The sequence below is a fragment of the Pseudomonas sp. genome (genome assembly GCF_035277045.1).
In the GTDB taxonomy this organism is placed as follows: Bacteria; Pseudomonadota; Gammaproteobacteria; order Pseudomonadales; family Pseudomonadaceae; genus Aquipseudomonas.
On sequence record NZ_DATELE010000196.1, the window covers coordinates 204702 to 223987 of the forward strand.

General features: G+C 62.8%; 17 protein-coding genes. 14 read left to right on the forward strand and 3 right to left on the reverse strand.

The window, feature by feature from the left end; all coding sequences use genetic code 11:
• Positions 1-28 precede the first annotated feature (28 nt).
• Positions 29-463 carry a type II toxin-antitoxin system RatA family toxin gene (locus tag VJS90_RS11015; protein ID WP_324121684.1) on the forward strand — a complete coding sequence of 145 codons (435 nt, stop codon included), beginning with the start codon at positions 29-31 and terminating at the stop codon, positions 461-463.
• Positions 464-533: 70 nt separating this feature from the next.
• On the opposite strand, the gene VJS90_RS11020 is transcribed toward VJS90_RS11015, so the two are convergent.
• Positions 534-1058: an outer membrane protein assembly factor BamE gene (locus tag VJS90_RS11020; protein WP_324121685.1), complete on the reverse strand. Its 525-nt coding sequence runs from the start codon at positions 1056-1058 to the stop codon at positions 534-536.
• Positions 1059-1155: 97 nt separating this feature from the next.
• On the opposite strand from VJS90_RS11020, the gene fur reads away from it, so the two are divergent.
• A complete protein-coding gene (fur, locus tag VJS90_RS11025; protein WP_324121686.1) occupies positions 1156-1560 on the forward strand; it encodes a ferric iron uptake transcriptional regulator in 405 nt (134 codons plus the stop codon).
• 67 nt (positions 1561-1627) lie between these two features.
• Here fur and recN read toward each other — a convergent pair whose 3' ends face one another.
• On the reverse strand, positions 1628-3301 hold the full coding sequence (gene recN, locus VJS90_RS11030; protein WP_324121687.1) for a DNA repair protein RecN: 1674 nt from the start codon (positions 3299-3301) through the stop codon (positions 1628-1630).
• Positions 3302-3514: 213 nt separating this feature from the next.
• On the opposite strand from recN, the gene grpE reads away from it, so the two are divergent.
• The 8 genes from grpE to VJS90_RS11070 all read left to right on the forward strand — a co-directional run bounded on the left by grpE (position 3515) and on the right by VJS90_RS11070 (position 13870).
• On the forward strand, positions 3515-4069 hold the full coding sequence (gene grpE / locus VJS90_RS11035) for a nucleotide exchange factor GrpE (RefSeq protein WP_324121688.1): 555 nt from the start codon (positions 3515-3517) through the stop codon (positions 4067-4069).
• 101 nt (positions 4070-4170) lie between these two features.
• Positions 4171-6093, forward strand: a complete 1923-nt coding sequence (dnaK, locus tag VJS90_RS11040; protein WP_324121689.1) for a molecular chaperone DnaK — start codon at positions 4171-4173, stop codon at positions 6091-6093.
• A gap of 209 nt (positions 6094-6302) precedes the next feature.
• Positions 6303-7430, forward strand: coding sequence for a molecular chaperone DnaJ (gene dnaJ / locus VJS90_RS11045; RefSeq protein WP_324121690.1), 1128 nt, complete (start codon positions 6303-6305; stop codon positions 7428-7430).
• A 12-nt stretch (positions 7431-7442) separates the two neighbouring features.
• Complete coding sequence (gene dapB, locus VJS90_RS11050; protein ID WP_324121691.1) at positions 7443-8246, forward strand: 4-hydroxy-tetrahydrodipicolinate reductase; 804 nt, start codon at positions 7443-7445, stop codon at positions 8244-8246.
• A gap of 261 nt (positions 8247-8507) precedes the next feature.
• A complete protein-coding gene (gene carA / locus VJS90_RS11055) occupies positions 8508-9644 on the forward strand; it encodes a glutamine-hydrolyzing carbamoyl-phosphate synthase small subunit (RefSeq protein WP_324121692.1) in 1137 nt (378 codons plus the stop codon).
• Positions 9645-9751: 107 nt separating this feature from the next.
• Entirely contained in the window at positions 9752-12973 is a 3222-nt protein-coding gene (gene carB / locus VJS90_RS11060) for a carbamoyl-phosphate synthase large subunit (protein WP_324121693.1), read from the forward strand.
• The gene (gene greA, locus VJS90_RS11065; protein WP_324121694.1) at positions 12970-13446 is read left to right on the forward strand and encodes a transcription elongation factor GreA; all 477 of its coding nucleotides are present in this window, start codon (positions 12970-12972) and stop codon (positions 13444-13446) included. The genes carB and greA overlap by 4 nt, the downstream gene beginning before the upstream one ends.
• Complete coding sequence (locus VJS90_RS11070) at positions 13424-13870, forward strand: MFS transporter (protein WP_324121695.1); 447 nt, start codon at positions 13424-13426, stop codon at positions 13868-13870. Before greA ends, VJS90_RS11070 begins: the two co-directional genes overlap by 23 nt.
• Positions 13871-13882: 12 nt before the next feature.
• Here VJS90_RS11070 and VJS90_RS11075 read toward each other — a convergent pair whose 3' ends face one another.
• A complete protein-coding gene (locus VJS90_RS11075; protein WP_324121696.1) occupies positions 13883-14191 on the reverse strand; it encodes a YhbY family RNA-binding protein in 309 nt (102 codons plus the stop codon).
• A 103-nt stretch (positions 14192-14294) separates the two neighbouring features.
• Here VJS90_RS11075 and rlmE point away from each other — a divergent pair, with 103 nt between their 5' ends.
• The 4 genes from rlmE to glmM all read left to right on the forward strand — a co-directional run bounded on the left by rlmE (position 14295) and on the right by glmM (position 19252).
• Positions 14295-14918 (forward strand): 23S rRNA (uridine(2552)-2'-O)-methyltransferase RlmE, encoded by a 624-nt coding sequence (gene rlmE / locus VJS90_RS11080; RefSeq protein WP_324121697.1) that lies wholly within the window; start codon positions 14295-14297, stop codon positions 14916-14918.
• A gap of 211 nt (positions 14919-15129) precedes the next feature.
• Positions 15130-17034, forward strand: coding sequence for an ATP-dependent zinc metalloprotease FtsH (gene ftsH, locus VJS90_RS11085; RefSeq protein WP_324121698.1), 1905 nt, complete (start codon positions 15130-15132; stop codon positions 17032-17034).
• 8 nt (positions 17035-17042) lie between these two features.
• A complete protein-coding gene (folP, locus tag VJS90_RS11090) occupies positions 17043-17894 on the forward strand; it encodes a dihydropteroate synthase (RefSeq protein WP_324121699.1) in 852 nt (283 codons plus the stop codon).
• A 17-nt stretch (positions 17895-17911) separates the two neighbouring features.
• A complete protein-coding gene (gene glmM / locus VJS90_RS11095) occupies positions 17912-19252 on the forward strand; it encodes a phosphoglucosamine mutase (RefSeq protein WP_324121700.1) in 1341 nt (446 codons plus the stop codon).
• Positions 19253-19286: the final 34 nt, after the last annotated feature.

Here is a 19286-nt window from a genome sequence, read left to right on the forward strand (position 1 = left end):
GCCGCCCAGCTTTGGAAGTGACGCCTGGATGACTACCCATATTCAACGTTCCGCCCTGCTGCCATACCCTGCCCAGGCGCTCTACGATCTGGTCAACGATGTAGCCAGCTATCCGGAATTCCTGCCTTGGTGCTCGGCGTCGACGGTGCTCGAGTCCAGCGACACGGCAATGCGGGCCAGGCTCGAGGTGGCCAAGGGGGGGATGAGTCAGCAGTTCGTGACGAGCAATGTGCTGGTGCCGGGGCAGTCCATCGAGATGAACCTGGTGGAAGGGCCGTTCAGCCAGCTGCATGGCGTGTGGGTGTTCAAGCCACTGGGCGAGAAGGCCTGCAAGATCAGCCTCGACCTGTCGTTCGACTACGCCGGTCCCCTGGTGCGCGCCACATTGGGCCCGCTGTTCAACCAGGCCGCCAACACCCTGGTCGACGCTTTTTGCCAGCGCGCCAAGCAGCTCTACTCCTGATTCAGTAACAAGCGGCCACAAAAAAGCCCGGAGATGATCCGGGCTTTTTTTATACAGGCCTGCCGCGCGATTATTGCGGCGAGGTTTCCAGCGGGGCCGGGGTCGGCACCGGGATCGATTCGATGGTGTCGATATCGCGCTGGATCGACTCTTCCGTCGAGCCTGGCTTGGCCGGGGCTTCGGCAGGCTGCTGGGCAGGCGTGGATTCCGGGGTGACCGAGGTGTCGCCGCTGCCACCGAGGATTTCCTGGTCGCGGCTGACGCCCGGCATGAAGTCGCCGGACAGGCTGGCCAGCTGGTCGTTGTCATTGAAGATTACGCTCATGCGCTCCTGTTGGCGTTGGCCGCCACCAGGCTGCAGGCTGTAGAGATAATCCCAGCGATTGGTGTTGAAGGTATCCTGAATCAGGGGGTTACCCATGATAAACCTTACTTGCCGACGGGTCATTCCAGGGCGCAATTGGTCTATCATGTCTTGTGTAACGACATTGCCCTGCTGGATGTCGATTTTGTAAACCCCGGGAAACGAGCAACCGGCGAGTGCGAGCAGTCCCACGAAGGTGAGGCTGGTTAGCAAGAGCTTGGTGTTTTGCATCGGTGGGCGACTTCCACTATCTTGGCTGGACAACGTAAACCCCGATCATACCCGTATTCAGAGAAGCTGCGAAGCAGCATCGGCGAGAAAGCTGACCATGGTTGAAAATAGCGAATTACGCAAAGCCGGTCTCAAGGTGACCCTGCCTCGAGTCAAGATTCTACAGATGCTCGACTCAAACCAGCAGCGTCACATGAGTGCCGAAGATGTTTACAAGGCGCTGATGGAAGCTGGCGAGGACGTCGGTCTGGCGACCGTCTACCGCGTACTGACCCAGTTCGAAGCAGCGGGTCTGGTGGTTCGCCACAACTTCGACGGCGGCCATGCGGTCTTCGAACTGGCCGACGGTGGCCACCACGACCATATGGTCAACGTGGACACCAGCGAAGTAATCGAATTCATGGATGCCGAAATCGAGCGTCGTCAAAAGGAGATCGTGGCCGAGCACGGCTACGAGCTGGTGGACCACAACCTGGTCCTGTATGTACGCAAGAAAAAGTAACGATTTGATCGTCACTTGAACAACAAAGGCGGCCTCAGGGCCGCCTTTGTTGTTTCTGCGCAACGCCTCAGGCCTTGCTGGTCACGACCATCTTGCGGGCATGGGCCAGCGATTCCTTGGTGAGGTCGATGCCGCCAAGCATCCGCGCCACTTCTTCCACGCGCTCGCGCTTGCCCAGGCTGGCCACCGCGGTGTGGGTGGTGTCGCTGTTGCGCACCTTGTGCACGAACAGGTGGTGATGGCCTTGCGCGGCCACCTGCGGCAAGTGGGTAACGGTCAATACCTGGCCGCGCTCGCCAAGACGGCGCAGCAACTGGCCGACGATCTCCGCGGTCGGCCCGCCGATACCAACGTCCACTTCATCGAACACCAGGGTCGGAATGCGCGAGGTCTGCGCGGTGATCACCTGGATCGCCAGGCTGATACGCGACAGCTCGCCGCCAGAGGCGACCTTGGCCAGGCCCTTGAGGGGCAGGCCGGGGTTGGCGCTGACCAGCAGCTCGACCACTTCGAGGCCGAACGGCGACAGCTCGCTGGTGGTGACCGGGTTCAGCTCGATGCAGAAACGCCCGCCCGGCATGCCCAGGCGCTGGATTTCCACCTCCACCGCGCTCGCAAGCTGCTTGGCCGCCTGCTGGCGCAAGGCGCTCAATTCCTGGGCCTTGGCCTGGTAGTGCTTGGCGTAGGCGGTAAGCTCTTCTCCCAGCCGCTCGACTGACTCGTCGCTGGCGTTGAGCCCTTCGATTTCTTCCATCAGCCGTTGCTGCAGGTGCGGCAGCTCGGTCGGGTGCACCCGGTGCTTGCGCGCCAGGGTATAGATGGTGTCGAGGCGCTCTTCGAGGGTTTGCAGGCGCATCGGGTCGGCATCGAAGTTGTCGAGGAAGCGGTTGAGCTCGCCGACAGCCTCCTCGACCTGGATCTGCGCGCTGGCGATCATGTTGGCGGCCTCGCCCAGTGCTTTTGGCGCGCTGGCCACCGCGGTCAGGCGGTGCAGGCTGGCCGTCAGCGCATTGAGCACGTTGCCCGAGTCGCTCTCGCTGCACTGGTCGATCACCTGGCGGCAGATGCCGAACAGCGCTTCTGCGTTGGTCAGGCTCTTGTGCTCCTGCTCCAGCTGCTCCAGCTCGTTCTCGCCCAGTCCGAGGTTGTCGAGCTCTTCGAGCTGGTAGCTCAGTAGCTGGTGACGGGCGCGCTGCTCGTCACCGGAATTGGACAGGCGCTCGAGTTCCACGCGTGTCTGGCGCCAGCGCTGGGCGGCCAGCTGCACCTGGCGGGCAAGGTCGGTGGCGCCGGCATACTCGTCAAGCAGGCGCCGGTGCGTGTCGCTCTTGAGCAGCGACTGGTGCTCGTGCTGGCTGTGGATGTCGATCAGCAGCTCGCCCATGGCCTTGAGGTCGCCCAGGGTGCAGGGCGTGCCGTTGATGTAGCCACGGCTGCGCCCTTCGGCGGTGATCACCCGGCGCAAGATGCACGGGCTGTCGCCGTCCAGGTCGCGCTCGGCGAGCCAGGCGCGCGCCTCGGGGATGTCGGCCAGGTCGAAGGTGGCGAGGATATCCGCCTTGTCGGCACCGGGGCGCACCACACCGCTGTCGGCACGGTCGCCCAGGGCAAGGCCCAGGGCATCGAGCATGATCGATTTGCCGGCCCCGGTCTCACCGGTGATGACGCTCATCCCGCGAGCAAGCTCGAGGTCCAGGTGTTCGACAATTGCGTAGTTGTGTACGGACAGGTGCACCAGCATGGGGCGGCTCCCGAAAGGTCAGGTCTGGTTATTTATACAGTGTTTTTGATTTGCCTGACAATGCCCCGCGCGACAGTCGGGTGCCGTGACGTGAGAGCAAAAATGACCCCATGGAAAGTATTGGTGCCCCTTGAAGCCTTCGTTTGAGCCCCCATATAGCTCGCAGACAAGGCGAGCATGGCTCGCGAACCCTGAATTTCGGAGGAGAGCCCCATGGCTGACGAACAGCTGGATGAACAGAATCTGAACACCGAAGAAGCGGGCACTACCGATCTCGGCGCTCGCGTGCAGGTGCTGGAAGAGCAGCTGGCCGCCGCCCAGGACCAGTCCCTGCGTACCGCCGCCGACCTGCAGAACGTCCGCCGCCGTGCCGAACAGGACGTGGACAAGGCGCGCAAGTTCGCCCTGGAAAAGTTTTCCGCCGACCTGCTGCCGGTGATCGACAGCCTGGAGCGCGGTCTTGAGCTGTCCAGCGCCGAGGACGAGAACATCAAGCCGATGCGCGAAGGCATCGAGCTGACCCTGAAGATGTTCCACGACACCCTCAAGCGCTACAACCTCGAAGCGGTCGATCCGCATGGCGAACCGTTCAACGCCGAGCACCACCAGGCGATGGCCATGCAGGAAAGCGCCGAGGTCGAGCCCAACAGCGTGCTCAAGGTGTTCCAGAAGGGCTACCTGCTGCATGGCCGCCTGCTGCGTCCGGCAATGGTCGTGGTCAGCAAGGCGCCTGCAGAGGCCCAGCCGTCGATCGACGAGAAGGCTTGAAATCCTCTCGGGTGTCCCCATTTAGTTGTCAAGCATTCAAGTATTGCCGCAGCAGGCCCCAGTAGCCGCTGCTACAAAATTCAAGTTTCGGGAGAGTTAACATGGGCAAAATCATCGGCATCGACCTGGGGACCACCAACTCGTGCGTTTCCATCCTCGAAAACGGTAACGTCAAGGTCATCGAGAACGCTGAAGGCGCGCGCACCACGCCGTCGATCATCGCCTACGCCAACGATGGCGAGATCCTGGTCGGCCAGTCGGCCAAGCGTCAGGCGGTCACCAACCCGCACAACACCCTGTACGCGGTAAAGCGTCTGATCGGTCGCCGCTTCGACGAAGAAGTCGTGCAGAAAGACATCCAGATGGTCCCGTACAAGATCGTCAAGGCTGACAACAGCGACGCCTGGGTTGAAGTGAACGGCCAGAAAATGGCACCGCCACAGATCTCGGCCGAAATCCTCAAGAAGATGAAGAAGACCGCCGAAGACTACCTCGGCGAGCCAGTCACCGAAGCGGTCATCACCGTTCCGGCCTACTTCAACGACAGCCAGCGTCAGGCCACCAAGGATGCCGGCCGCATCGCCGGTCTGGACGTCAAGCGCATCATCAACGAGCCAACCGCGGCCGCGCTGGCCTACGGCATGGACAAGGCCAAGGGCGACCACACCGTGATCGTCTATGACCTGGGTGGTGGTACCTTCGACGTTTCGGTCATCGAAATCGCCGAAGTCGATGGCGAGCACCAGTTCGAAGTACTGGCCACCAACGGCGACACCTTCCTGGGTGGTGAAGACTTCGACATCCGCCTGATCGACTACCTCGTCGACGAGTTCAAGAAAGAAAGCGGCATGAACCTCAAGGGTGACCCGCTGGCCATGCAGCGCCTGAAAGAAGCCGCTGAAAAAGCCAAGATCGAGCTGTCCTCGAGCCAGCAGACCGACGTCAACCTGCCGTACATCACCGCAGACGCGACCGGTCCGAAGCACCTGAACGTGAAGATCTCCCGCGCCAAGCTGGAATCGCTGGTCGAAGACCTGGTTACCCGTACCATCGAGCCATGCCGCATCGCGCTGAAAGACGCCGGTATCGACATCGCCAAGATCGACGACGTGATCCTGGTCGGCGGCCAGACCCGCATGCCGCTGGTGCAGAAAGCCGTTGCCGACTTCTTCAACAAGGAAGCGCGCAAGGACGTCAACCCTGACGAAGCCGTCGCCATGGGTGCTGCCATCCAGGGCGCGGTCCTGGCCGGTGACGTCAAGGACGTCCTGCTGCTCGACGTCAGCCCGCTGACCCTGGGTATCGAAACCATGGGCGGCGTGATGACTCCGCTGATCGAGAAGAACACCACCATCCCGACCAAGAAGTCGCAGGTGTTCTCGACCGCCGATGACAACCAGGGCGCCGTGACCATCCACGTGCTGCAGGGCGAGCGCAAGCAAGCCGGTCAGAACAAGTCGCTGGGCAAGTTCGACCTGGCCGACATCCCGCCGGCTCCACGCGGTGTTCCACAGATCGAAGTGACCTTCGACATCGACGCCAACGGCATCCTGCACGTCGGCGCGAAAGACAAGGCCACCGGCAAGACTCAGTCCATCGTGATCAAGGCCAACTCCGGCCTGTCCGAGGAAGAAATTGCCCAGATGGTTCGCGACGCCGAAGTCAACGCCGAAGAAGACCGCAAGTTCGCCGAGCTGGCCGGTGCCCGTAACCAGGGTGACGCGCTGGTGCACTCGACTCGCAAGATGGTCGTCGACGCCGGTGACAAGGTGACCGCTGACGAGAAGACCGCGATCGAAGCTGCCGTGGTTGCGCTGGAAACTGCCGTCAAGGGCGACGACAAGGCTGCCATCGAAGCCATGATCGAAGAGCTGTCCAAGGTCTCCGCTCCTGTCGCGCAGAAGATGTACGCCGAGCAGGGCGAGCAGCCTCAGGGTGGTGCTCAGCAGCAACAGGCCGAGCCTGAAGCCAAGCACGACGACGTGGTTGACGCCGAGTTCGAAGAAGTCAAAGACAACAAGTAATCGTTACAGGTTGTCGGCCGGTTGGCCGCTCTAGGGCGGCGACTGGTAGGATGTCGCCGCGCGGGGGCTTGCTCCCGCGTTGGCGTGTCTGGAATACGCGAATTTTTACAGCATCTGTCAGGGCTCGTTCGACTGAGGCGGCAGGTGCTGGCGGCACGGCGCGGAACGCGCAGAGGTTTGCCGAACGCCCTCAAGAGTGCAAATGACTTATGGCAAAGCGTGATTTTTATGAGGTCCTGGGTGTCGAGCGTGGCGCCAGCGAAGGCGACCTCAAGAAGGCTTATCGCCGCCTGGCGATGAAATACCACCCGGACCGCAATCCGGGCGACAAAGAGTCGGAAGACATGTTCAAGGAGGCCAACGAGGCCTACGAAGTGTTGTCCGATGCCAGCAAGCGCGCGGCCTACGACCAGTATGGCCATGCCGGCGTCGACCCGAGCATGGGTGGCGGCGGTGCGGGCTTCGGTGGCGCCAACTTCTCCGACATCTTCGGTGATGTGTTCAGCGATTTCTTCGGTGGCGGCGGCCGTGGCGGCTCGCGTGGCGGCGCTGCGCGTGGCAGCGACCTGCGCTACACCCTCGAGCTGAACCTCGAAGAGGCGGTGCGTGGCACCACGGTCAATATCCGTGTGCCGACGCTGGTCAACTGCACGCCATGCGATGGCTCGGGCGCCAAGAAGGGCTCGACCCCGTCGACCTGCCCGACCTGTGGCGGCATCGGCCAGGTGCGCATGCAGCAAGGCTTCTTCTCGGTGCAGCAGACCTGCCCGCGTTGCCATGGCCAAGGCAAGATCATCACCGACCCGTGCTCGTCCTGCCATGGCGAAGGCCGTGTCGAAGAGTACAAGACCCTGTCGGTCAAGGTGCCGCCTGGCGTCGATACCGGTGACCGCATTCGCCTGTCCGGCGAAGGCGAGGCGGGTGCCCAGGGCGGCCCGACTGGTGATCTCTACGTGGTCATCAGCGTGCGTGAGCACGCGATCTTCCAGCGTGACGGCAAGCACCTGTACTGCGAAGTGCCGATCAGCTACACCGACGCTGCCCTGGGTGGCGAGCTTGAAGTGCCGACCCTCGATGGCCGGGTCAAGCTGAAGATCCCTGAAGGCACCCAGACCGGCAAGCAGTTCCGCCTGCGCGGCAAGGGCGTGGCCCCGGTGCGTGGTGGTGGCGCGGGTGACCTGATGTGCCGCGTGGCGGTCGAAACCCCGGTAAACCTCAGCCGTCGCCAGCGCGAGCTGCTTGAAGAGTTTCGCGACTCGCTCGAGGGCGACAGCTCCCACTCGCCCAAGGCCAATGGCTGGTTCGAAGGCGTGAAGCGCTTCTTCGGCGATTTGTAAAAGGAACGGCTTATGCGACGTATCGCGGTAATGGGCGCGGCAGGACGAATGGGCAAGACCCTGGTCGAGGCCGTGCAGCAGGCTCCAGGTGCAGGTCTCACGGCAGCCATCGATCGTCCGGACAGCACCCTGGTGGGCGCTGACGCTGGTGAGCTGGCGGCCCTCGGCCGTATCGGCGTGCCACTGTCGGGCGACCTGGCCAAGGTGGCCGAAGAGTTCGACGTGCTGATCGACTTCACGCACCCCTCGGTGACGCTGAAGAACCTGGCGTTCTGCCGCAAGGCGGGCAAGGCCATGATCATCGGCACCACCGGCTTCACCGCCGATGAAAAGCAGCTGCTGGCCGAGGCGGGCAAGGACATTCCGATCGTCTTCGCCGCCAACTTCAGCGTCGGCGTCAACCTGTCGCTCAAGCTGCTGGATACCGCTGCACGAGTGCTGGGTGACGATGTGGACATCGAGATCATCGAGGCCCACCACCGCCACAAGGTCGATGCGCCGTCAGGTACCGCGCTGCGCATGGGTGAAGTGGTTGCCCAGGCGCTCGGGCGTGACCTGCAGGAAGTGGCCGTCTACGGCCGCGAAGGGCAGACCGGCGCGCGTGACCGCAAGACCATCGGTTTCGCCACCGTGCGTGCTGGTGATGTGGTTGGTGACCATACCGTGCTGTTCGCCGCCGATGGCGAGCGCCTGGAGATCACCCACAAGGCCTCCAGCCGCATGACCTTCGCCAAGGGCGCGGTACGTGCCGCGCTGTGGCTCGATGGCCGGGCGCCGGGGTTGTATGACATGCAGGATGTGCTGGATCTGCGTTAACACGCTGCATCCGTGGTGAGCTCTTCGCTGGCTTGCCAGCGAAGGCTGCACCACCGATCTCACAGGATTGTCGCAATCCTGTGTTTTAAGGGCACATACACGGTAGACCAAAAAATGGGTTTCCTGTAAGCTACAGCTTTAGTGTGTCCACTAAAAGCGCGCAGATTATTCAGCATATAAAAGCGGGGTGACGTTCATACGTCATTCCGCTTTTTTGCAACCTGCGATCGCCCCTTCAGGCTTGATTTACGGGAGGTCTTCTTGACTAAGCCAGCCATACTCGCCCTTGCCGATGGCAGCATTTTTCGCGGTGAAGCCATCGGAGCCGACGGATCGACCGTTGGTGAGGTGGTGTTCAACACCGCAATGACCGGCTACCAGGAAATCCTGACCGACCCTTCCTACGCCCAGCAAATCGTTACCCTGACTTACCCGCACATCGGCAACACCGGCACCACCGCCGAAGACGCCGAATCCGACCGCGTCTGGTCGGCGGGCCTGGTGATCCGCGACCTGCCGCTGCTGGCCAGCAACTGGCGCAACACCCTCCCGCTGGATGAATACCTCAAGGCCAACAACGTCGTGGCGATCGCCGGTATCGATACCCGCCGCCTGACCCGCATCCTGCGTGAGAAGGGCGCGCAGAATGGCTGCATCCTGGCCGGCGACAACATCAGCGAAGAAGCGGCCATCGCCGCGGCGCGCGGCTTCCCTGGCCTCAAGGGCATGGACCTGGCCAAGGAAGTCAGCACCAAGAAGCCTTACGAGTGGCGCTCCAGCGTCTGGGACCTGAAGTCCGACAGCCACCCGACCGTCGAAGCGGCCGAGCTGCCGTACCACGTGGTCGCCTACGACTACGGCGTGAAGGTGAACATCCTGCGCATGCTGGTCGCCCGTGGCTGCCGCCTGACCGTGGTGCCTGCCCAGACCCCGGCCAGCGAAGTGCTGGCGCTCAATCCCGATGGCGTGTTCCTGTCCAACGGCCCTGGTGATCCGGCGCCCTGCGACTACGCGATCAAGGCGATCAAGGACGTGCTCGAGACCGAGATCCCGGTGTTCGGCATCTGCCTCGGTCACCAGCTGCTGGCCTTGGCCGCCGGTGCCACCACCGTCAAGATGGGCCACGGCCACCACGGTGCCAACCACCCGGTCCAGGACCTGGATTCGGGCGTGGTCATGATCACCAGCCAGAACCACGGTTTCGCCGTCGACGAAGCCACCCTCCCGGGCAATGTCCGCGCCATCCACAAGTCGCTGTTCGACGGCACCCTGCAGGGTATCGAGCTCACCGACAAGAGCGCGTTCAGCTTCCAGGGCCACCCTGAAGCGAGCCCAGGCCCGACCGACGTCGCGCCACTGTTCGATCGTTTCATCGATGCCATGGCCAAGCGCCGCTGAGCATCCTGCGACAAGGCCCCGGACCGGCACTGCCCGCGTCCGGATGCGCCTGACCAAGAATGTTCTAGACGGCTAGCCGACTGACCTGCGGATTTGAGTGACAACCCATGCCAAAACGTACAGACATAAAAAGCATCCTGATTCTTGGCGCTGGCCCGATCGTGATCGGCCAGGCCTGTGAATTCGACTACTCCGGCGCCCAGGCCTGCAAGGCCCTGCGCGAGGAAGGTTTCCGCGTCATCCTGGTGAACTCCAACCCGGCCACCATCATGACCGACCCGTCGATGGCCGACGCCACCTACATCGAGCCGATCAAATGGCAATCGGTGGCCAAGATCATCGAGAAGGAGCGCCCGGACGCGGTGCTGCCGACCATGGGCGGCCAGACCGCGCTGAACTGCGCCCTGGACCTTGAGCGCCATGGCGTGCTCGAGAAATTCGGCGTGGAAATGATCGGTGCCAACGCCGACACCATCGACAAGGCCGAAGACCGCTCGCGCTTCGACAAGGCCATGAAGTCGATCGGCCTGGCGTGCCCGCGCTCCGGTATCGCCCACAGCATGGACGAAGCCTACGCGGTGCTCGAAACCCTGGGCTTCCCGTGCATCATCCGTCCGTCCTTCACCATGGGCGGCACCGGTGGCGGCATCGCCTACAACCGTGAAGAATTCGAAGAAATCTGCGCCCGTGGCCTGGACCTGTCGCCGACCAAGGAACTGCTGATCGACGAATCGCTGATCGGCTGGAAAGAGTACGAGATGGAAGTGGTCCGCGACAAAAAGGACAACTGCATCATCGTCTGCTCCATCGAGAACTTCGACCCGATGGGCGTGCACACCGGCGACTCCATCACCGTTGCCCCCGCGCAGACCCTGACCGACAAGGAATACCAGATCCTGCGCAACGCCTCCCTGGCGGTGCTGCGTGAGATCGGCGTCGAGACCGGCGGTTCCAACGTGCAGTTCGGCATCTGTCCGAACACTGGCCGCATGGTCGTGATCGAGATGAACCCGCGCGTATCGCGCTCCTCGGCCCTGGCCTCGAAAGCCACCGGCTTCCCGATCGCCAAGATCGCCGCCAAGCTGGCAGTGGGCTACACCCTCGACGAGCTGCAGAACGACATCACCGGTGGTCGCACCCCTGCGTCCTTCGAGCCGTCGATCGACTACGTCGTCACCAAGCTGCCACGCTTCGCCTTCGAGAAATTCCCGAAGGCCGACGCCCGCCTGACCACCCAGATGAAATCCGTCGGTGAAGTCATGGCCATCGGCCGGACCTTCCAGGAGTCGCTGCAGAAAGCCCTGCGCGGCCTGGAAGTCGGCGTTTGCGGCCTCGACCCCAAGGTCGACCTGGCAAGCCCTGAAGCCGCCAGCATCCTCAAGCGCGAGCTGACCGTGCCGGGCGCCGAGCGTATCTGGTACGTCGCCGATGCCATGCGTTCGGGCATGAGCGTCGACGAAATCTTCGACCTGACCATGATCGACCGCTGGTTCCTGGTGCAGATGGAAGACCTGATCAAGGAAGAGGAGAAGGTCAAGACCCTCGCCCTGACCGCGATCGACAAGGGCATGATGCTGCGCCTCAAGCGCAAGGGCTTCTCGGACCAGCGCCTGGCCAAGCTGCTCGGCATCACCGACAAGAACCTGCGCCGCCACCGTCACAAGCTCGAGATCTTCCCGGTCTACAAGCGCGTCGACACCTGCGCCGCCGAGTTCGCCACCGACACCGCCTACCTGTATTCGACCTACGAGGAAGAGTGCGAGGCCAACCCGTCGACCCGCGACAAGATCATGATCCTCGGCGGTGGCCCGAACCGTATCGGCCAAGGCATCGAGTTCGACTACTGCTGCGTGCACGCGGCGCTGGCGCTGCGTGAGGACGGTTACGAGACCATCATGGTCAACTGCAACCCGGAAACCGTCTCCACCGACTACGACACCTCCGACCGCCTGTACTTCGAGCCGCTGACCCTCGAGGACGTGCTGGAAGTGGTGCGTGTCGAGAAGCCCAAAGGCGTTATCGTCCAGTACGGCGGCCAGACCCCGCTGAAACTGGCTCGCGCCCTGGAAGAAGCCGGCGTGCCGATCATCGGCACCAGCCCTGACGCCATCGACCGCGCCGAAGACCGTGAGCGCTTCCAGCAGATGGTGCAGCGCCTGAACCTGCTGCAGCCGCCAAACGCCACCGTGCGCAGCGAAGAAGAAGCGATCCGCGCCGCGGGCCAGATCGGCTACCCGCTGGTCGTGCGTCCATCGTACGTGCTGGGCGGCCGCGCCATGGAGATCGTCTACGAGCTGGACGAACTCAAGCGCTACCTGCGTGAAGCGGTGCAAGTGTCCAACGACAGCCCGGTGCTGCTCGACCACTTCCTCAACTGCGCCATCGAGATGGACGTGGACGCGGTCTGCGACGGCACCGACGTGGTGATCGGCGCGATCATGCAGCACATCGAACAGGCGGGCGTGCACTCCGGTGACTCGGCCTGCTCGCTGCCGCCGTACTCGCTGCCTGCGCATGTGCAGGACGAAGTCCGCGACCAGGTGCGCAAGATGGCCCTGGAGCTGGGCGTGATCGGCCTGATGAACGTGCAGCTGGCGCTGCAGGGCGACAAGATCTACGTGATCGAAGTCAACCCGCGTGCCTCGCGTACCGTGCCGTTCGTGTCCAAGTGCATCGGCACTTCGCTGGCGATGATCGCGGCCCGTGTCATGGCCGGCAAGACCCTCAAGGAGCTGGGCTTCACCAAGGAAATCATCCCGAACTTCTACAGCGTCAAGGAAGCCGTCTTCCCGTTCGCCAAGTTCCCAGGGGTTGACCCGATCCTCGGCCCTGAGATGAAATCGACCGGTGAAGTCATGGGTGTCGGCGACAGCTTCGGCGAAGCCTTCGCCAAGGCCCAGATGGGCGCCAGCGAAGTGCTGCCGACCGGCGGTACCGCGTTCATCAGTGTGCGCGACGACGACAAGCCACAAGTGGCTGGCGTTGCCCGCGACCTGATCGCCCTGGGCTTCGAAGTGGTTGCAACGGTGGGCACCGCCAAGGTCATCGAGGCAGCCGGCCTGAAAGTGCGCCGTGTGAACAAGGTGACCGAGGGTCGTCCGCACGTGGTCGACATGATCAAGAACGACGAAGTGTCGCTGATCATCAACACCACCGAAGGCCGCCAGTCGATCGCCGATTCCTACTCGATTCGTCGCAATGCGCTGCAGCACAAGATCTACTGCACGACTACCATTGCGGCTGGTGAAGCCATCTGTGAAGCGTTGAAATTCGGTCCTGAAAAGACCGTGCGCCGCTTGCAGGATCTGCATGCAGGACTCAAGGCATGATCAAATACCCGATGACCGTCCAGGGCGCGCGCGCCCTGGAAGACGAGCTGACCTTTTTGAGCAAGACCGAGCGCCCGCGCCTGAGCCAGGCGATTGGCGAGGCGCGCGAGCTGGGCGACCTCAAGGAGAACGCCGAGTACCACGCCGCCCGCGAGGAGCAGGGCATGGTCGAGGCGCGTATCCGTGACATCGAAGGCCGCCTGCAGAACTCGGTGGTGATCGATGTGACCTCCATCGCCCACACCGGCAAGGTGATCTTCGGCACGACCGTCGAGCTGGCCAACACCGAGACCGATGAGAGCGTCACCTACCAGATCGTTGGCGAGGACGAGGCCGATATCAAGCGTGGCAAGCTGTCGGCCAGCGCGCCGATCGCCCGTGCCATCATCGGCAAGGAAGAAGGTGATGTCGTCGTGGTCAAGACGCCAAACGGCACGGTCGAGTACGAGATTGTCGAAGTCAAGCATCTCTGACAGGCGCCTTCGGGCGCCGGCCCTCGAGGGCATCCTCTGGCAGCTGGCCCAGGTTTTCTGGGTTGGCGGCCTGTGGGTATTCCACGTAGGGTTGGTGCCAGCGCTCAAGGTGAGTGGCCTGGCGCCGTTGCTGGTCCAGGACGTGGCCGCGCAGATCGACCGCTGGTTGATAGGCGTGGCTTTGCTTGGGCTGATGACCCAGCTGGCGGTGCTGGCGAGGGTGGACGGGCTGGAAGCCTGGTGGCGGCAGTTTCGCGGCCAGATGCTGCTGCTCGGCTTTGGCGCCTGCGTCAGCTACTACACGCTACGCTACGGCATATCCGTGGGGGAGCGTTGGCAGATGTTCTGTTTTCTGGTGCTGGGTTTTTCCGGCATCGTGCTGGTGGCCCAGCCTGTACCGGTCAGGGCGCGCATGCGCCGCTGACCGGATCCGCTATTACTTGTAGCGGTGGATGTTGGACAGTTGCTTGTTCGGCTGTGGGTTCTTGCGGTAGATCAGCGCTTTCTTGCCGATGGTCTGCACCAGCTCGGCACGGCCGGCCGTGCACAGCGCGGCGATCGCGGCGGCGCGTTCCTCACGATCTTCGGAGCGGATTTCGACCTTGATCAGTTCATGGTCGGCCAAGGCGCGTTCCAGTTCGGCGACGACGCCCTCGGTCAAACCGTTGCCCGCGACGATCAGGACCGGCTTCAGGTCGTGACCAATGGACTTGTATTGCTTCTTCTGCTCGTTATTGAGCGGCATAATCTGACCCTTTTCGTCTGATTCTGTAAAATTGGCGGCTATTTTACCCGAGGGCTCGTGACTCCGCCCAGTCAATCACGACCCCTAATCATCGAGGTGCCCAATGGCGCGTTCCAAAACAAGCCTTGGTTGGCTGAAAGAACACTTCAACGATCCTTACGTCAAGAAGGCGCAAAAGGATGGTTATCGCTCGCGAGCGAGTTACAAACTGCTCGAAATCCAGGAGAAGTACCGGATCATCCGCCCAGGCATGAGCGTGATCGACCTCGGCGCGGCGCCAGGTGGCTGGTCGCAGGTGACCAGCCGGCTGATCGGTGGCCAAGGCCGCCTGATCGCATCCGATATCCTGGAAATGGACAGCATCCCGGACGTCAACTTCATCCAGGGTGACTTCACCCAGGACGAAGTGCTCGCCCAGATCCTTGAAGCGGTCGGCGACACCCACGTGGACCTTGTGATTTCCGATATGGCCCCCAATATGAGTGGTACGCCTGAAGTGGATATCCCCAAGGCCATGTTCCTGTGCGAACTGGCGCTCGATCTCGCGACCCGCGTGCTCAAGCCGGGTGGCGATTTCGTGATCAAGATCTTCCAGGGCGAAGGGTTTGATGTGTACCTGAAGGACGCGCGCAAGAAGTTCGAGAAGGTCACCATGATCAAGCCCGACTCCTCGCGTGGCCGCTCGCGCGAGCAGTACCTGATGGCGCGGGGATATCGCGGCGAGTAAGGCGGTGGATCGACGGCTTTCGCGGCATCCGATAGTTTATTCCAATCGGGTGTCCTGTCTGACTTGACTGAACATCGTGTAGTCTAGGTTCACAAAGGGTTACAGACGGCGCCTGCGTATGCGTAGGTAATGTAGTAAGTTAGGCCGGTGAATATCATGCGAGGCACGGCTGCGTCGTGCGCCGACCTCAGAGGGTAGCTAATTGAACGACATGGCAAAGAATCTGATCCTGTGGTTGATCATCGCGGCCGTCCTGGTGACGGTGATGAACAACTTCTCCAGCCCGAACGAGCCGCAGACCCTCAACTATTCCGACTTCATCCAGCAGGTGAAGGAAGGGAAGGTCGAGCGCGTGGCGGTCGACGGCTATGTCATCACCGGCAAGCGCAGCGACGGCGACTCGTTCAAGACCATTCGCCCGGCGATTACCGACAACGGCCTGATCGGCGACCTGGTCGACAACAATGTTGTCGTCGAGGGCAAGCAGCCTGAGCAGCAGAGCATCTGGACGCAGCTGCTGGTGGCGAGCTTCCCGATCCTGGTGATCATCGCCGTGTTCATGTTCTTCATGCGCCAGATGCAAGGTGGCGCGGGAGGCAAGGGCGGCCCGATGAGCTTTGGCAAGAGCAAGGCGCGCCTGCTTTCCGAAGACCAGGTCAAGACCACCCTGGCTGACGTCGCGGGCTGCGATGAGGCCAAGGAAGAAGTGGGCGAGCTGGTCGAGTTCCTGCGTGACCCGGGCAAGTTCCAGCGCCTGGGTGGCCGCATCCCGCGTGGCGTGCTGATGGTCGGCCCGCCAGGTACCGGTAAAACTCTGCTGGCCAAGGCCATCGCGGGCGAAGCCAAGGTGCCGTTCTTCACCATTTCCGGTTCCGACTTCGTCGAGATGTTCGTCGGCGTAGGCGCGAGCCGTGTCCGTGACATGTTCGAGCAGGCCAAGAAACACGCGCCTTGCATCATCTTCATCGACGAGATCGACGCCGTTGGCCGCCACCGTGGCGCCGGCATGGGCGGTGGTCACGACGAGCGCGAGCAGACCCTCAACCAGTTGCTGGTGGAGATGGACGGCTTCGAGATGAACGATGGCATCATCGTCATCGCGGCGACCAACCGTCCGGACGTGCTTGACCCCGCGCTGCTGCGTCCGGGCCGCTTCGACCGCCAGGTGGTGGTCGGCCTGCCCGACATCCGTGGCCGCGAGCAGATCCTCAAGGTGCACATGCGCAAGGTGCCGGTCGGCGAGAACGTCAACGCCGCGGTCATCGCCCGTGGTACGCCGGGCTTCTCCGGTGCCGACCTGGCCAACCTGGTCAACGAGGCATCGCTGTTCGCCGCCCGTGGTGGCAAGCGCCTGGTCGAGATGAAGGAATTCGAGCTGGCCAAGGACAAGATCATGATGGGCGCCGAGCGCAAGACCATGGTCATGTCCGAGAAAGAGAAACGCAACACGGCCTTCCACGAGGCGGGTCACGCGATCGTCGGCCGTATCGTGCCTGAGCACGATCCGGTCTACAAAGTGTCGATCATCCCGCGTGGCCGTGCCCTCGGCGTGACGATGTTCCTGCCCGAGGAAGACCGCTACAGCCTGTCCAAGCGTGCCCTGATCAGCCAGATCTGCTCGCTGTACGGCGGCCGTATCGCCGAGGAGATGACGCTGGGCTTCGATGGCGTGACCACCGGCGCGTCCAACGACATCATGCGTGCCAGCCAGATCGCCCGGAACATGGTCACCAAGTGGGGCCTGTCCGAGAAGCTGGGGCCGCTGATGTACGCCGAGGAAGAAGGCGAGGTGTTCCTGGGCCGTAGCGCTGGCAGCCAGCATGCGAGCCTGTCTGGCGAAACCGCCAAGATGATCGACGTCGAGGTGCGCAGCATCATCGACGGCTGCTACGCCACGGCCAAGCAGATCCTCACCGATAACCGCGACAAGCTGGACGCCATGGCCGATGCCTTGATGAAGTACGAAACCATCGATGCCGACCAGATCGACGACATCATGGCGGGCCGTACGCCTCGCGAGCCGCGTGACTGGGATGACAATTCCGCCTCCGGCACGCCAGCGGCGCAAGGTGATCGTCCGGAGACGCCGATCGGCGGTCCAGCAGCTCAAATTTAAGGGCACCCATGAGCTCACAGCAGTACCTGACCCGGTTGCCTTGCGGCAACCGGGTTCTTGATTTATCGCGTACCCATGTCATGGGTATTCTCAATATCACCCCGGATTCCTTCTCCGACGGCGGCCGGTTCAACCAGCGCGACGCGGCGTTGCGTCATGCCGAGGCCATGGTGGCCGCGGGCGCGACGCTGATCGACGTGGGTGGCGAGTCCACCCGCCCCGGCGCGCGCGTGGTGCCGCCGGTCGAGGAGCTCGAGCGCGTGGCGCCGATCGTCGAGGCCATCAACGCCAGCCTCGATGTGATCATCTCGGTCGACACCTCGACCCCTGCGGTCATGCGCGAGGTGGCCCGCCTGGGCGCCGGCCTGATCAACGACGTGCGCGGCCTGGAGCGCGATGGCGCCCTGGATGCCGCTGCCGCCACGGGTTTGCCGGTGTGCCTCATGCACATGCGCGGCGAGCCAGGAAATATGCAGGACGATCCGCATTACGAGGATGTCGCCGTCGATGTGACGCGCTATCTTGAAAGTCGTATGGCTGCCTGCGCGGCAGCGGGTATCGACGCACAACGGATCATCCTTGATCCAGGTTTCGGTTTCGCCAAGACCCTGGCGCACAACCTGAGCCTGTTCAAGCACATGGAAGCACTCTATCGCCTGGGGCGCCCACTGCTGGTGGGGGTTTCACGCAAGAGCATGATCGGCCTGACGCTGGATCGTCCGGTCGAAGAGCGGCTTTACGGCAGCCTGGCGCTGGCGGCACTGGCCATGACCAAGGGTGCGAGCATTCTTCGCGTTCACGATGTGGCCGAAACCGTCGATGTGGTGCGCATGATCGCTGCGGTACAAGACGCCGAATAAAAAAGATTGGAGCCCCTATGAGCAGAAAATATTTTGGTACCGATGGTATTCGTGGGCGTGTGGGCGAGTTCCCCATCACGCCTGACTTCATGCTCAAGCTCGGCTGGGCGGCAGGCATGGCCTTCCGCAAGCAGGGCACTTGCCGCGTGCTGGTAGGCAAGGACACGCGGATCTCGGGGTACATGTTCGAATCGGCGCTCGAGGCCGGCCTGTCGGCCGCAGGCGCGGACGTGATGCTCCTGGGGCCGATGCCGACACCGGCCATCGCCTACCTGACCCGCACGTTCCACGCCGAGGCGGGCATCGTCATCAGCGCCTCGCACAATCCGCACGACGACAACGGCATCAAGTTTTTCTCGGGCCAGGGCACCAAGCTGCCTGACGAGATCGAGCTGATGATCGAGGAGCTGCTCGACCAGCCCATGACCGTGGTCGAGTCGAGCAAGCTGGGCAAGGTCTCGCGGATCAACGACGCCGCTGGCCGCTATATCGAATTCTGCAAGAGCAGCGTGCCCACCAGCACCGACTTCGCCGGCCTCAAGCTGGTGATCGACTGCGCCCATGGCGCCACCTACAAGGTAGCGCCCAGCGTGTTCCGCGAGCTGGGCGCCGAGGTGACCGTGCTGCACGCCCAGCCCGATGGCCTGAACATCAACGAAAGTTGCGGCTCGACCCACATCGAATCGTTGCAGGCTGCCGTGCTGGTCGGGCATGCCGATCTTGGCATCGCGTTCGACGGCGATGGCGACCGTGTGCTGATGGTCGACCATACAGGCGCCATCGTCGACGGTGACGAGCTGCTCTACGTCATTGCCCGCGACCTGCATGAGCGCGACAAGCTGCAGGGCGGGGTGGTCGGTACGCTGATGAGCAACCTGGGGCTCGAGCTGGCGCTCAAGGACCTGGACATCCCGTTCGTGCGGGCCAAGGTCGGCGACCGCTACGTCATGGCCGAGCTGATCGAGCGCAACTGGCAGCTCGGTGGTGAGAACTCGGGCCATGTGGTGTGCTGCAACCACACCACCACGGGCGATGCGATCATTGCCGCGCTGCAGGTGCTGATGGCCCTCAAGCGCCGTGGCGAGACGCTGGCGCAGGCCCGCCAGGCTCTTCGCAAGTGCCCTCAGGTGCTGATCAACGTGCGCTACGGCGCCAGCACGGTCGATCCGCTGGAGCATCCGTCGGTGCAGGAGGCGAGCGCCCAGGTGACCGAGGCCATGGCCGGTCGTGGACGGGTGCTGCTGCGCAAGTCCGGTACCGAGCCACTGGTGCGCGTGATGGTCGAAGGTGACGATGAAAACCAGGTGCGCGGCCATGCCGAGGCCCTGGCAAAACTCGTTGGTGAAGTTTGCGTTTGAATACGCTTGCCAGCGCCGCTTGGGTTGGGTAAGA

Bases quoted from the DNA above. Each gene is read 5' to 3' on its own strand.
- dnaK (WP_324121689.1), top strand. From the start codon at position 4,171: ATGGGCAAAATCATCGGCATCGACCTGGGGACCACCAACTCGTGCGTT.
- VJS90_RS11020 (WP_324121685.1), bottom strand. From the start codon at position 1,058: ATGCAAAACACCAAGCTCTTGCTAACCAGCCTCACCTTCGTGGGACTG.
- ftsH (WP_324121698.1), top strand. From the start codon at position 15,130: ATGGCAAAGAATCTGATCCTGTGGTTGATCATCGCGGCCGTCCTGGTG.
- VJS90_RS11015 (WP_324121684.1), top strand. From the start codon at position 29: ATGACTACCCATATTCAACGTTCCGCCCTGCTGCCATACCCTGCCCAG.
- grpE (WP_324121688.1), top strand. From the start codon at position 3,515: ATGGCTGACGAACAGCTGGATGAACAGAATCTGAACACCGAAGAAGCG.
- dnaJ (WP_324121690.1), top strand. From the start codon at position 6,303: ATGGCAAAGCGTGATTTTTATGAGGTCCTGGGTGTCGAGCGTGGCGCC.
- carB (WP_324121693.1), top strand. From the start codon at position 9,752: ATGCCAAAACGTACAGACATAAAAAGCATCCTGATTCTTGGCGCTGGC.
- fur (WP_324121686.1), top strand. From the start codon at position 1,156: ATGGTTGAAAATAGCGAATTACGCAAAGCCGGTCTCAAGGTGACCCTG.
- folP (WP_324121699.1), top strand. From the start codon at position 17,043: ATGAGCTCACAGCAGTACCTGACCCGGTTGCCTTGCGGCAACCGGGTT.
- rlmE (WP_324121697.1), top strand. From the start codon at position 14,295: ATGGCGCGTTCCAAAACAAGCCTTGGTTGGCTGAAAGAACACTTCAAC.
- glmM (WP_324121700.1), top strand. From the start codon at position 17,912: ATGAGCAGAAAATATTTTGGTACCGATGGTATTCGTGGGCGTGTGGGC.
- dapB (WP_324121691.1), top strand. From the start codon at position 7,443: ATGCGACGTATCGCGGTAATGGGCGCGGCAGGACGAATGGGCAAGACC.
- greA (WP_324121694.1), top strand. From the start codon at position 12,970: ATGATCAAATACCCGATGACCGTCCAGGGCGCGCGCGCCCTGGAAGAC.
- recN (WP_324121687.1), bottom strand. From the start codon at position 3,301: ATGCTGGTGCACCTGTCCGTACACAACTACGCAATTGTCGAACACCTG.
- VJS90_RS11075 (WP_324121696.1), bottom strand. From the start codon at position 14,191: ATGCCGCTCAATAACGAGCAGAAGAAGCAATACAAGTCCATTGGTCAC.